Genomic DNA, 12,932 nt, shown 5'->3' with positions numbered 1-12,932 from the left:
TGAGGGTGCGCGGAGTTTGCCGGGGGGGCTTGGATTGCGAAATCCCGCAAATCCGTGGGCATTGACATTGATCAAGCATGAAAAGCCACACCTGGTATGGAGTCAGCGCCACTGCGTTCAAGGTAGACGCCCGAATCGACCGACCGCCATGCTGCAGGTTTCAGCGCCAACGGGCTATCGCTTGCAGGGTGCGCACCCGGGCACATACATACACCGGCCGCCGCGCCCGCGCCAGCCCCGCTTCCGGCCCATGGATCCCGTCGCGCATCCAGCGCTGCATCCACACCGTCTTCATGCCCACCCGGCGCGCCGACTTCTGGTGCGCCAGCGTGTCCTCGACCAGGATGCAGCGCGCGGGCGGCACCTTCAGCAGCGCAGCGATGTGGCGCAGCATGCGCGCGTCCGGCTTGGGGCGCAGCTCGCCGAACATCGTCATGTGCTCGATCGGGATGACGCCGTGGAACAGGCGCGTCATCCCGAGCGCGGCCAGCACCCGCTCGGCATAGGCGCGCGGCGCGTTGGTCAGGATGAAGCGCCGGCCCGGCAGGCGCGCCAGCGCCGCCAGGTCGTGCGCGCTGGCGCGCAGCCGGTGCTCCAGGCCCGGCAATTGGTGCGTGTCGTGCAGGAAATGCGCGGCGCGCACGCCGTGGTGGCGCATCAGCCCCAGCAGCGTGGCGCCGTAGCGGTCCCAGTAATGGCGGCGCAGCGCCTCGGCCTCGGGGCGATTCAGCGCCAGCTCGCGCTCGATGTAGGCGGTCATCGCCTCGGCGATCGGCCCGAAGGCCGCGTGGCTGGCGTCGTGCAGCGTGTCGTCGAGGTCGAAGAGCCAGACCGGGGCGCGCTTCATCGGGCGGGGCCGCTCAGTGCGAGCGGATCATCGTGCCGAAGGCCTGCTCGGTCAGGATCTCCAGCAGCAGCACATGCGGCACGCGGCCGTCGATGATGTGCACCGCGTTGACGCCGCACTTGGCCGCGTCGATCGCGCCGGCGATCTTCGGCAGCATGCCGCCGGAGATGGTGCCGTCCTCGACCAGCTCGTCGATGCGGCGCGAGGTCAGCTCGGTCAGCAGCTCGCCCTGCTTGTCGAGCACGCCGCGGATGTTGGTCAGCATCATCAGCTTCTCGGCCTTGAGGATCTCGGCCAGCTTGGACGCCACCAGGTCGGCGTTGATGTTGTAGCTCTCGTTGTCGGGGCCGAAGCCGATCGGGCTGACCACCGGGATGAACTGGTCGTCCTGCAGCGCACGGACGATGCTCGGGTCGATCGACTCGATCTCGCCGACCTGGCCGACGTCATGCTCGACCGAAGGATCGTTGAGGTCGAGCATCTTGAGCTTGCGCGCGCGGATCATCGCGCCGTCGCGGCCGGTCAGGCCGACCGCCTTGCCGCCGGCGGCGTTGATCAGGCCGACGATGTCCTGCTGCACCTCGCCGCCGAGCACCCACTCGACGACGTCCATCGTCTCGGCGTCGGTCACGCGCATGCCCTGGATGAACTGGCCCTTCTTGCCGATCTTGCTCAGCGCCGCGTCGATCTGCGGACCGCCCCCGTGCACGACGATCGGGTTGATGCCGACGAGCTTGAGCAGCACCACGTCCTCGGCGAAGGCCTTCTGCAGCGCCGGATCGGTCATCGCGTTGCCGCCGTACTTGATGACCATGGTCTTGCCATGGAACTTGCGGATGTAGGGCAGTGCCTGGGCGAGGATCTGGGCCTGGTCGGCGGGCGTGTGGCTCATGCGGGAAGCTCCGGGACGAAGGATCGGAAAGCCCGGATTCTAGGGGCCGCGGCCTATACTGGCCGCCATGGTCCGCCCCTCCCGTCCCTGGCTGCACTGGCTGCTCTGGCTGGTGATCGCGCTGCTGCCGCTGCGCGGCTGGGCGATGGCACAAATGGCGGTGACCGAACTGGCGCCGACGCACGCCCAGAGCGCGCCCCACCCCGCCTGCCACGAGGCGGCCGACCCGCCCCCGACCGACGCTGCCCCCCATGCCGGCTGCACGCTGTGCGAGGTCTGCCATGCCGGGCTGGCGCCGGCAGCGACCCAGGCGCGGCCGCTGCCCACGCTGCCGCACGCCCCGCCGGCCGCCACCGAGCCCGCCGGCCCGCCCGAGGCCCCGCCCTCGGCGCTGTTCCGCCCGCCCCGCCGCTGATCTTTCGGCCCCGTCGCTGTCGCTGGTCGCGGCCGTGCCTCGGCACGTCCGTACCGGCCCCGGATGTGCGCATCCGCCCGACCTGAGAGATCCCCATGACCCGAATCCTGTCCGCCGCCGGCGCGCTGATCGCGCTCGCCGCGGCGTGGCCGCCGGCCTTTGCGGCCGCCTCCCCGGCCACATCCCCGGCCGCCTCCCCGGCCGACCCCGGCGCCGCCGTGCGCCCTCTGCTCCACCGCTCGACGCTGGCCGCACGCGCCGCGTCCGCCCCGCCCGAGACCGCCCCCGGCGACTGGCGCGCCGCCAACGCGCGCGTGCACGCCGTCGGCGGCTGGCGCACCTATCTGAAGCAGGCGCACGCGCCGGAGCCCGCCGCCTCCGGCACCGAAGGAGGCGCGCGATGAACCGCCCGCATCGGATCGCGCTGGCGCTGCTGGCCGCCGCCGCGATGGCCGGCTGCGCCACGACCTCGCCGGATGCGGCGATCGCGCCGGTGCGCGAGCAGCTGCGCGCGGCCACCGGCACCGACCTCGCGCGCTGGCCCCAGGCCCAGGCGCCCTCGGCCGAGGCGCGTGCGCGCCTCGACGCGCTGCTGGCCGCGCCGCTGACGCAGGACGGCGCGGTCGAGCTGGCGCTGCTGAACCACCGCGGCCTGCAGGCCGAGCTGGCCGAGCTGGGCCTGGCGCAGGCCGAGGTCGCGCAGGCCACGCGCCTGCCCAATCCCGGCCTGAGCTACGGCCGCACCACCAGCGGCGACGAGATCGAGCGCGAGATCGGCCTGCACCTCGGCTTGGGCCGGCTGCTGCTGATGCCGCTGGCGCGCTCGATGGCCGAGCAGCAGCTCGCACGCCAGCAGGCGCAGGTGACGATCGCGGTCGTCGGTCGCATCGCCGACGTGCGCCGCGCCTGGGTCGAGGCGGTCGCGGCCGAGGAAAGCCTGGCCTATCTGCGCCAGGTCCACGAGGCAGCCGAGGCCGGCGCCGAGCTGGCGCGGCGCATGGCGCAGGCCGGCAACTTCAACCGCCTGACGCTGGCGCGCGAGCAGTCCTTCGAGGCCGACGCGCTGCTGAACCTGGCGCGCGGCGAGCGCGCCAGCGACGCCGCGCGCGAGCGCCTGGTGCGCGCGCTCGGCCTGTGGGGCGAGGATGCCGAGCGGCTGGCGCTGCCCGCACGGCTGCCCGACCTGCCCGCGCAGCCCCTCGCGCTGACCGACATCGAGGCCCGCGCGCTGGCGCAGCGCCTGGACGTGCAGGCCGCGAAGCTCGCCACCGCGCAGACCGCCCGCAGCCTCGGGCTGACGCGCACGACCCGCTTCGTCGACGCGATCGACCTGGGCCTCTCGCGCTCGAAGACGAACGACGGCCACCGCAGCCGCGCCTGGGAGGTGGGGCTGGAGCTGCCACTGTTCGACTGGGGGGACGCGAAGACCGCACGCGCCGAGGCGATCTACACCGCCAGCGTGCACCGCACCGCCGAGATCGCCATCGACGCGCGCTCCGAGGCCCGCGAGGCCGGGCGGAACTGGCGCCACGCCTGGGACCTCGCGCGCCATGCGCAGCAGGTCGTCGTGCCGCTGCGCCAGCGCATCAGCGAGGAAAACCTGCTGCGCTACAACGGCATGCTGATCGGCGTGTTCGAGCTGCTGGCCGACGCGCGCGCGCAGATCGGCGCGGTCAACGCCGCGATCGACGCCCGGCGCGAGTTCTGGCACGCCGACGCCGACCTGCAGCAGGCCCTGCTCGGCCGCCCCCGGCTCGATGCCGGCAGCGGCCCGGCCGCCGCCTCCACCGCCGCCGAGGCCGGTGGCCACTGAGCGCACCGCGAACCCCACACGGACCTTTCACCATGATTTCCCGACGTTCCCTCTTCTCGGCCGGGGCCGCGGTCGCCGCCGCCTCGGTCAGCCGCGTGGCCATGGCTGCGCTGCCCGAGCCGGTCATCCAGACCTCGGCCGCCACCGCCGCACCGCTGCAGCCCGCCACCGGCCGCCCCTACCGCCCGGTCGTGACGCTCAACGGCTGGAGCCTGCCCTGGCGCATGAACGCCGGCGTCAAGGAATTCCACCTCGTCGCCGAGCCGGTGGTGCGCGAGATGACGCCCGGCTTCAACGCCAACCTCTGGGGCTACAACGGCCAGTCGCCCGGCCCGACGATCGAGGTGGTCGAGGGCGACCAGGTGCGCATCTTCGTCACCAACCGCCTGCCCGAGCACCACGCGGTGCACTGGCACGGCCAGCGCCTGCCCAACGGCATGGACGGCGTGGCCGGCCTGACGCAGCCGGCCATCCCGCCGGGCAAGACCTTCGTCTACGAGTTCGAGGCGCGCCGCCCCGGCACCTTCATGTACCACCCGCACGCCGACGAGATGGTGCAGATGGCCATGGGCATGTACGGGATGTGGATCACGCACCCGAAGGCGAGGCACCCGCTGATCGCCGATGTCGATCGCGACTTCTGCTTCCTGCTCAACGCCTTCGACATCGAGCCCGGCAGCGCCACGCCCAAGGTGATGACCATGCTCGACTTCAACCTCTGGGCCTGGAACAGCCGCATCTTTCCCGGCATCGACACGCTCAACGTGCGGCTGAACGACCGGGTGCGCATCCGCGTGGGCAACCTGACGATGACGAACCACCCGATCCACCTGCACGGCCACGAGTTCGAGGTCACCGGCACCGACGGCGGCCCGGTGCCGAAGTCGGCGCGCTGGCCGGAGGTGACGACCGACGTGGCGGTCGGCCAGATGCGCCAGGTAGAGTTCATCGCCAGCGAGGAAGGCGACTGGGCCTTCCATTGCCACAAGAGCCACCACACCATGAACGCGATGGGCCACGACGTGCCGACGATGATCGGCGTCGACCACACCGACGTCGCCCGCAAGATCACGAAGCTCATCCCCGGCTACATGGCCATGGGCGAGCGCGGCATGGCCGACATGGCCGAGATGGAAATGCCGCTGCCCGACAACACCGCGCCGATGATGACCGGCCAGGGCCCGTTCGGCGGCGTCGAGATGGGCGGCATGTTCAGCATCCTGAAGGTCCGCCGTGACCAGAAGCCGGGAGACTACCGCGACCCCGGCTGGTTCAAGCACCCGAAGGGCACCGTCGCCTTTGAGTGGACCGGCGCGCCGCTGGCCGAGCCGGTGCGGGCGATCCCGCCCTCGGGCGAGGCCGCGGTGAACGCTCGCAAGCCGAGCGGGCATGGCCATCACTGACCGTGTCATCCCACAGGGCACCTCAACCGTTTTCAACCTGTCCGAATGGAGAAGTCACGATGAACCGCTGGATCGCAGCCCTCACCCTCGCCACCTCCGCCGTGCTGGCCGCCGCACCCGCACAGGCCCAGAGCACCGACGCCGAGGTCATGAAGATCGACAAGCCGCAGCAGAAGATCACGCTCAAGCATGGCGAGATCAAGAACCTCGACATGCCCCCGATGACGATGGTCTTCCGCGTGCAGGACGCCGGGATGCTCGACGCCGTGAAGGTGGGCGACAAGGTGAAGTTCGATGCGGACAAGGTGGGCGGGCAGTACACGGTGACGAAGCTGGCACCGGCGCGCTGAAAACTATCCAGTACCGCGTGATGTAAGTCACACAAAAAAACGGTGCACGACACCACCTGTCGCGCACCGTCCTTAGGCTTGCACCTCTGTACCCGGTCCTGCTCCGGTCATGTGCCTGCCGATGGAAAATCCTGAACTGCTGTTAGAGCCCCTCAACCGCGCGCTGCGCGACCTGCGTGCTGCTGCGGCCATCCTCCAGAACGACCGAGACCGCATCGATGCAGCGCTCCTGCCGGTCATGCGGCGGCTGATGCTCGCGGAAGTGGTCGGCAACCAGTGGCTGCTGGCGGTCGGTGGCTCGCAGGGCGCCGGCAAGACCACGCTGGTGCGCGCGCTCTATGACCTGCAGGGCGAAGACGCACGCTGGCTGGCACCCAACGAGGGCCGCGGCGAGCAGTTGCCCATCCTGGTCCAGGAAGACAGCAGCTGCACCCGGCCGCAAGGCCTGCTGCGCCAGCTGTGTCCGAGCGAGGACGGCAGCCACATGGTGCTTCGCGATGTGCCCGCCACTGACGCGCAGCAGTTCTGCCGGGCCGCACGAGGCGAGATGCCCGAAGTCATGCTGCCCGTCCTGAAGGTACCTCGCCGGCATTTCCAGAGCGACCGGCAGGCCCTGATCCTGCTGCCGGGCTACGAGGCGATCCAGCGCGACAACCGCGACTGGCAGGAGTCGATGCGGCTGACGCTGATGGGGGCGTCGGGCTGCATCCTGGTGACCGACCAGACCCGCTTGGCCAATCAGCAGCAACAGGAGATCCAGCGCGATCTGCTGCCGCCGGAGCTTCAGGCCTGCCGCCCCTGGGTGATGGTGAGCAAGACCGAGGGGCTGGCCCGCGATCCTGAGCGCCGCGATGCGCTGCGCCTCAGCGCAGCCCGGGTCTTCTTTCCGGAAGAGCCGGTCGAGACGGCGATGCAGCGGGTGCTGTGCGTCGGCGCGGACGATCCGACCTACCGGGACGAATGGCTGCCGGCCGCCAGCGCGATGCTGCGCGACACCTCGGCCGGCAGCGGTGCGCAGCGCCGGATGCAACTGGCCCGGCTCGGCGAGACCATCGACCGCGACCTCGGGCGAGCCATCAATCTGGTGCACAGCCGCGCAGCGCTGCACCAGCAGAGCCTGGCCGGTCATGGCGGAGGCAGTGCCGCGCAGGTCATGGACGACTGCCTGGGCCTCTTCGACGATGCGGCCGCCGAGCTGCGCGAGCTCTACCAGCAGTCCGTCCAAGACATGCTCGAACAGCACGGCGAGCGTGCCCGCCACCGCCTCGACGAGATTCTGGTGAAGCGCCACGAAGGGCTGCTGAACAAGCTCGTCCGGGTGTGCGACACGGTGAGCGACCAGCATATCCGGCTGCGCGAGACCCTCACCGCCGCCTGGCAGGCGCCGGGCGACGTGCTGCCGCAGTATGTGGATCGGATCAGCAGCCTGACGGCACGGGTGCTGTCAGGCCCGCGGCCGGTGACGGCCGCCCTGCCCGAGACCGCCACGGCGCTGCACCGCCTGGGCTACCTGGATGCCGATGACCAGCCCGTGCCGTCCCGACTGACCGATCCGCAGACACGGCGCAATCTGCGCGCCCTGCTGGCTGCGCCGGGCGATGCGCCCCCCGATCGCAGCAGCGAGGCGCTGGAGCGCACCGTGCGGCTGCTTCCAGCCATGGCGCTCGAATACACCCGCATCGCCGCCGCACTGCCGGCGCTGGCTGGTGTCCATGCCGAGACGCTGACGCCGCTGGAGGACATGGGCCGCCACGAGGCGGGAGCGCCGCTGCGCGAGCAGTTCCAGCAGTTCTCCGAAGTCGCCGTGCCGCTGCTGCAGGGCCTGGCCGTCATGCTGGCCATCGATTTTTCCGCGGACGGCCGCATCGACACGGTCGGATCGCTGCTGTCTCTGCTGGGTCTGGGCGATCCAGCAGACCCCGCCGACAGCACGACCAGCAGCGCCAGCACACTGGCCGACACTGCAGCCGAGCTCAGCTCGACCGTCACGCCAGTGGCCTCGGCGGCGGCCGGCGGCAGCATGGCTGCCGCCATCACCGGAGTGATCGCCATCGGCTTCCTGATCAATGCGGCGCTGACGGAGGTGCGTCGGCGCGACCAGGCGATGCGCGAGCTCAGCCAAGCGATGCTGCGCAGCATCCTGGACCGCCATCTGGTGCATTTCATGGTGCATTTCGACCAGCTGATGCAGGCGCTGCGCAGGCATCTGCAGCAGAGCCTGCGCCGGCGCTATCGTCTCGATGAGCGGCTGATGGAGCATGACCGGCTCGCCTGTGCACTGGCCGACGCCAGCCGCTTCCAGCGCGACATGCTCGATGCGCTGGGCCGCTCGGGCCGCGATCTCGATCCCTTCGGACTGCCGCCCAACCCGCACCGCCAGGCATGAGCACACGCTGGAACCGGTTGCACAGGCAGAGGCTCGACTGGGCGCTGCGCGGCCACCAGGCCTTCCTCGAGACCCTGAGCGCGGACGTGCGCACCCGCCTGTCGCGTGGCGACGAGCAGGGCGAGGCCTATGTCGCGGTGTTCGGTCGCACGCAGGTCGGCAAGACCACGCTGCTGCTGGACCTGATGGGCGTGCGAGGCACAGCCCTGGAGCGTGTCTCCCTGGTGCTGCGCGGCGGGCGCGCGCAGGGTCAGTCGGCCACGGCCACGGCGATGGAATACCGGCGCTCGCCGGATGCCTGCTGGCGGCTGCACCTGCCCCAGATCGATCATCCGGCCGGCGAACAGCGCATCGAGAGCGATCAGGCGATGACCGAGGCCCTGCGCGCGCTGCGCGAGCGCATGGGCAGCCGCGATCTGCAGGCAGACCGTCCGGTCAGCGTGGCGATCCCGTCGGACTGCTTCGAGGCCGGGGACACGCAGGCGCAGCCAGTGCGTCTGCTCGACCTGCCGGGCGACCAGCCCCGCGACGAGATCGAGGCCGAGCATGTCGCCGCGACCGCTCGGCGCCACCTGCCGCATGCCGACCTGATCCTGCTGGTCGGGCGGGGCGACGACCTGTCCTTCCTGCGCCCGCAGGGCCTGCGCCTGCCCGACATCGAGGACTGGCAACTCATGCCCGAGCGCTTCCGCATCGTGACCACCTACACCTACACCGCCCAGTCGGTGCGGGAGGCGGCTCGAGCACATCTGACCCAGGGCCGCACGCCGCTGACCGCCGGCTTCTTCCGCGAGCGGCTGCTCCAGGAGCTGCGCACCTTCATGCCAGACCTCTCGCCCGATGCCGCTCGGCCCGAGCGCTGCTTTCCCCTGGAGTTCGGGCAGTCCTGGGCAGAGGCCGGCGAGCGCGGCGAGCGCGACCCGCTGTGGCATGCCCTGGGGCCGGTGGTGGCCGGCCTGCGCCGGGAACTGCTGGCCGACATCGCGGCTGCCGTCAGCCCGATCGCGCGGCTGCGCAGTGCGATCGACACCCAGACCTCGATACAACGAATCCGCCAGGCCCGTCTGGCCGGCATGGAGCAGGAGAACGCCGAACTGCAGGAGCGGCTCACGCAGTTGCTGGCGCGCATCGATGCGGCCGAGGCCCGGCACCGTGACCTCGTCGCTGCGCGCCAGATGCGGGAGATCGTGCTCGCCCGGCATGACCCCGAGGCCGTCGCGGCCACGCTGGCACCGATGAGTGCACGGCTCGACGCGTCCGATGCGATCCGAGCCATCGACGCCCTGGACACCGACACCCGGCATCTGTGCCGGCTGCTCGATGAATTCACCTCGGATCTGGTGCTGCAGGTCCTGCGACTGCGACCGGATCCGGCCACGGCCCCGCAGCAGCATTTCTGGAAGCTCGTCCAGCCCCGGCTGGAGACACAGGTCACGGCCCTGCGCGACGAGATCGAGCGCACGCAGGAGCCCCTGCGCGACCGCCTGTCGGGCTACCGGCTGGAAACGTATTTCCCACGCCTTTCGGACGATTTTGCGCAGGACTGTCGCCGGATGATCGACACGATGCAGGCGGGTATCGCGGCGGCGGCCGCCTTCGCACGCCGGGCTTGGACACATCAGGCCGATCTGCGCCGCCAGCACCTGAGCCAGGAGTGCGTGCAGCTCCGGGCCGACGAGGTCCGCCTGCGGCTGGCCGTCGATCAGCTTCAGGGCGAGCGGCGCGAGATCGATGCCGCGCTGGCAGTGCTGTCGGCCAGCCGTGCCGCCGCCAGCCGCACGCTCGACGAGGATCTGGAGCGCGGTCGCCAGATCCGCGCCTTCCTTCTGTCCGCCTATGCCCAGGAACTGCAACAGCGCCGCGAGACGCTGCACACGCACCAGCCGGCGGCAGACAGGCTGATCGAGCTGCTGGCCATGCTCGACCTGTCCGCGGCGCGTCGTCAGGTGCTGCTGGGCGCCTGAAACGCCTGAATCCGTCCCCCGTCCCCGACCTCACACGATGAACACGCCCCCGCCCTCCTCGTCCGACTTCCAGGCAATCGAATCCTCCGAACAGGAACTGCGCGAGCTCATGGGCCGCGTCATGGACATGCCGCTGGCACCGCTGCGCCAGCAGGTCGAACGCATCGAGGAACGGCTCGAGGCGGTGGAGGACATGTGCCGCCGCACCGCCGACGAGGACCTGCCCGCCGTGCAGGCCGGACTCAGCCGCAGCTTCGACGAGGCGCTGCGCCGCGTGCGCCAGAGCGTGGGCAGCGCGAGTGACCAGCTCGGCGATCTGCTCGAGGCTGGACTGGCACGAACGCCCGCCACCCTGGAGCAGGCCAACGGAGCCCTGGAGGCTCTGAGCAGGCAATCCGCCCGGTCCGGGCAGGATCTGGCCGAATGCCTTGCGCTGGCCCATCAGACAGCGCAGGCCTGCACACGCATCGCTCAGGAGCTGGCTCGTCAGGACGAGCGGCTCACCGCACTGGAGAGACAGCAGGCGAACGGACAGGCGCAGCTGATGCGCCAGATCGAATCGCTCGGTCGGCACCAGCGCTGGATCGGCCTGGGCGGTGGCGCCGGTCTGCTCGGCATCCTGGGCCTGCTGGCGTGGCTGCTGCGGACTGCCGCACTGCAACAGACCTGAATCCGTCGAACGGAGCACAACAAAAAAGACGCCCCCGGCCCGCAGGAGCCGGAGGCGTTTCGAAAGCGTCCTCGGTCAGGGGACGCCGGAGACTGTGGTCACAGTACAGAAATCAGTGGTTCGAGGCCGCCGCGGCGCCGTAGCCGGTCTGGGCCCGGACGAACTGGTCGTCGAAGGCGTCAAGCTCCTTCTTCGCGGCCGCGCTGCGGTCCAGCTTCGAGACGACGATGCAGATCAGGAAGGCCACCGGCATCGAGAACAGCGCCGGTTGCTCGTACGGGAACAGCGGGGCGGGGTTGCCCAGCACCGTCACCCACACCGACTTCGACAGCAGCACCAGCGTGACCGCCAGCGCCAGGCCGATGTAGCCGCCGGCCAGCGCGCCGCGTGTCGTCAGGCCCTTCCAGTACATCGACAGGATCAGCACGGGGAAGTTGCTCGACGCGGCGATGCCGAAGGCCAGACCGACCATGAAGGCGACGTTCTGCTTCTCGAAGGCGATGCCCAGCACCACCGCGATCACGCCCAGCGCCAGGGTGGCGAAGCGCGAGACACGCATCTCGTCCTCTTCCTTGGCCTGGCCCTTCATGATGACGCGGGCATACAGGTCATGCGAGATCGAGGAGGCACCCGCCAGCGCCAGACCGGCCACCACCGCCAGGATGGTCGCGAAGGCCACCGCCGCCAGGAAGCCCAGCAGCAGATTGCCGCCGACCGCCTTGGCCAGGTGCATCGCCACCATGTTGCCGCCGCCGATCAGCTTGCCGCCGACCTGGCCGCCCTCGAAGAACTCGGGGTTCTGGCCGACGATCAGGATGGCGCACAGGCCCATCAGGAAGATGACGTTGAAGAAGTAGGCGATGAAGCCCGAGGCGTACAGCACCGACTTGCGCGCTTCCTTGGCGTTGGTCACGGTGAAGAAGCGCATCAGGATGTGCGGCAGACCGGCGGTGCCGAACATCAGGCCCAGCGCCAGCGACACCGCGGTCACCGGATCCGGAATCAGCTTGCCCGGGCTCATCATCGACCAGCCGCTCTTGTGCGCGGCCACCGCCTTCTCGACCACGGTGGTGTAGCTGAAGCCGAACTGGCTCATCGCCAGCAGCATCACCAGCGTGCCGCCGGCCATCAGCAGGCAGGCCTTGATGATCTGCACCCAGGTGGTGGCCAGCATGCCGCCCTTGATGACGTAGACGATCATCAGCGCGCCGACCGCCACCACCGCGATGTTGTAGTCCAGGCCGAACAGCAGCTTGATCAGCTGGCCGGCACCCACCATCTGCGCGATCAGGTAGAAGCAGACCACGGTCAGCGAGCCGATCGCCGCCATCGTGCGCACCTTGCCCTGGTCGAGCCGGTAGGAAGTGATGTCGGCGAAGGTGAAGCGGCCCAGGTTGCGCAGCCGCTCGGCCATCAGGAACAGGATGATCGGCCAGCCGGCGAAGAAGCACAGCGCGTAGATGTAGCCGTCCAGACCCGAGCCGTAGACCAGCGCGGTCAGGCCCAGCAGCGTGGCCGCCGACATGTAGTCGCCGGCGATCGCCAGGCCGTTCTGGAAGCCGGTGATGCCGCCGCCGGCGGTGTAGAAGTCCGAGGCCGACTTGGTGCGGTTCGAGGCCCAGAAGGTGATGCCCATCGTGAACGCCACGAAGACCAGGAACATGCCGATGGCATGCAGGTTCAGCGGCTGCTTCTCGGCGGCGGCGATCGGATCGCCGGCGGCCAGCGCGGCCCCCGACAGCAGCAGCGCCGGCAGGGCCAGGCCCAGACGGGCCAGCGAGGACAGGGTCGTGCGGTGCATCACTTGCGGCCTCCCTGGGTGGCGTCCTCGATCAGCTCGCGGGTCAGGTCGTCGAACTCGCCGTTGGCACGGCGGACATAGACCGCGGTCAGCGCCCAGAACAGCACGAACATCGACAGGATGGCCACCGGCCCGAAGGTGACGACCGAGCTCTCGCCGCCCAGGCGCATCGCCATCAGCGCCGGATTGAAGGCGACCAGCAGGATGAAGCCGTAGAACAGGCCCAGCACGACAAAGGACAGCAGCCAGGAAAAGCTGCTGCGCCGCTGCACCAGCGCCTGGAACTTGGGATGGCGCTGGATGCGCCGGTAGACATCGGAAGACATGAGAAGGGCCGACCGCTGCCGTTGCCGGGCGGTGTCCGAAGGGTTGAAACGAGGGGGTGCGGTGG

General features: G+C 70.1%; 12 protein-coding genes. 8 read left to right on the top strand and 4 right to left on the bottom strand.

What is annotated here, in order from left to right; genetic code table 11:
- Nucleotides 1–160 precede the first annotated feature (160 nt).
- Entirely contained in the window at nucleotides 161–847 is a 687-nt protein-coding gene (locus BW996_RS12635; protein WP_037480221.1) for a pyrimidine 5'-nucleotidase, read from the bottom strand.
- 13 nt (nucleotides 848–860) lie between these two features.
- Nucleotides 861–1,739 (bottom strand): acetylglutamate kinase, encoded by an 879-nt coding sequence (argB, locus tag BW996_RS12630; protein WP_037480223.1) that lies wholly within the window; start codon nucleotides 1,737–1,739, stop codon nucleotides 861–863.
- Nucleotides 1,740–1,806: 67 nt separating this feature from the next.
- Between argB and BW996_RS12625 the strand changes: the two genes are divergently transcribed.
- From BW996_RS12625 to BW996_RS12590, 8 genes are all read left to right on the top strand, one after another.
- The gene (locus BW996_RS12625; protein WP_037480225.1) at nucleotides 1,807–2,154 is read left to right on the top strand and encodes a hypothetical protein; all 348 of its coding nucleotides are present in this window, start codon (nucleotides 1,807–1,809) and stop codon (nucleotides 2,152–2,154) included.
- A 95-nt stretch (nucleotides 2,155–2,249) separates the two neighbouring features.
- Complete coding sequence (locus tag BW996_RS12620; protein WP_037480227.1) at nucleotides 2,250–2,558, top strand: hypothetical protein; 309 nt, start codon at nucleotides 2,250–2,252, stop codon at nucleotides 2,556–2,558.
- On the top strand, nucleotides 2,555–3,967 hold the full coding sequence (locus BW996_RS12615; protein WP_037480229.1) for a TolC family protein: 1,413 nt from the start codon (nucleotides 2,555–2,557) through the stop codon (nucleotides 3,965–3,967). The genes BW996_RS12620 and BW996_RS12615 overlap by 4 nt, the downstream gene beginning before the upstream one ends.
- 32 nt (nucleotides 3,968–3,999) lie before the next feature.
- Complete coding sequence (locus BW996_RS12610; protein ID WP_037480231.1) at nucleotides 4,000–5,370, top strand: multicopper oxidase family protein; 1,371 nt, start codon at nucleotides 4,000–4,002, stop codon at nucleotides 5,368–5,370.
- 59 nt (nucleotides 5,371–5,429) lie between these two features.
- On the top strand, nucleotides 5,430–5,720 hold the full coding sequence (locus BW996_RS12605) for a copper-binding protein (RefSeq protein ID WP_037480233.1): 291 nt from the start codon (nucleotides 5,430–5,432) through the stop codon (nucleotides 5,718–5,720).
- A gap of 121 nt (nucleotides 5,721–5,841) precedes the next feature.
- On the top strand, nucleotides 5,842–8,106 hold the full coding sequence (locus BW996_RS12600) for a hypothetical protein (protein WP_139330871.1): 2,265 nt from the start codon (nucleotides 5,842–5,844) through the stop codon (nucleotides 8,104–8,106).
- Complete coding sequence (locus BW996_RS12595; protein ID WP_139330870.1) at nucleotides 8,103–10,070, top strand: hypothetical protein; 1,968 nt, start codon at nucleotides 8,103–8,105, stop codon at nucleotides 10,068–10,070. Before BW996_RS12600 ends, BW996_RS12595 begins: the two co-directional genes overlap by 4 nt.
- 37 nt (nucleotides 10,071–10,107) lie before the next feature.
- Nucleotides 10,108–10,740 carry a hypothetical protein gene (locus BW996_RS12590; protein ID WP_076458935.1) on the top strand — a complete coding sequence of 211 codons (633 nt, stop codon included), beginning with the start codon at nucleotides 10,108–10,110 and terminating at the stop codon, nucleotides 10,738–10,740.
- Nucleotides 10,741–10,852: 112 nt separating this feature from the next.
- On the opposite strand, the gene BW996_RS12585 is transcribed toward BW996_RS12590, so the two are convergent.
- Together BW996_RS12585 and BW996_RS12580 are read right to left on the bottom strand one after the other, a co-directional pair.
- Nucleotides 10,853–12,541, bottom strand: a complete 1,689-nt coding sequence (locus tag BW996_RS12585; RefSeq protein ID WP_037480239.1) for a cation acetate symporter — start codon at nucleotides 12,539–12,541, stop codon at nucleotides 10,853–10,855.
- A complete protein-coding gene (locus BW996_RS12580; protein WP_037480241.1) occupies nucleotides 12,541–12,867 on the bottom strand; it encodes a DUF485 domain-containing protein in 327 nt (108 codons plus the stop codon). The genes BW996_RS12585 and BW996_RS12580 overlap by 1 nt, the downstream gene beginning before the upstream one ends.
- Nucleotides 12,868–12,932 lie beyond the last annotated feature (65 nt).

This window comes from Sphaerotilus natans (assembly GCF_900156335.1).
In the GTDB taxonomy this organism is placed as follows: Bacteria; Pseudomonadota; Gammaproteobacteria; order Burkholderiales; family Burkholderiaceae_C; genus Sphaerotilus; species Sphaerotilus natans.
The sequence above is the reverse complement of the archived record's forward strand: the minus strand, read 5'-3'. Positions and strand labels throughout refer to the sequence as shown.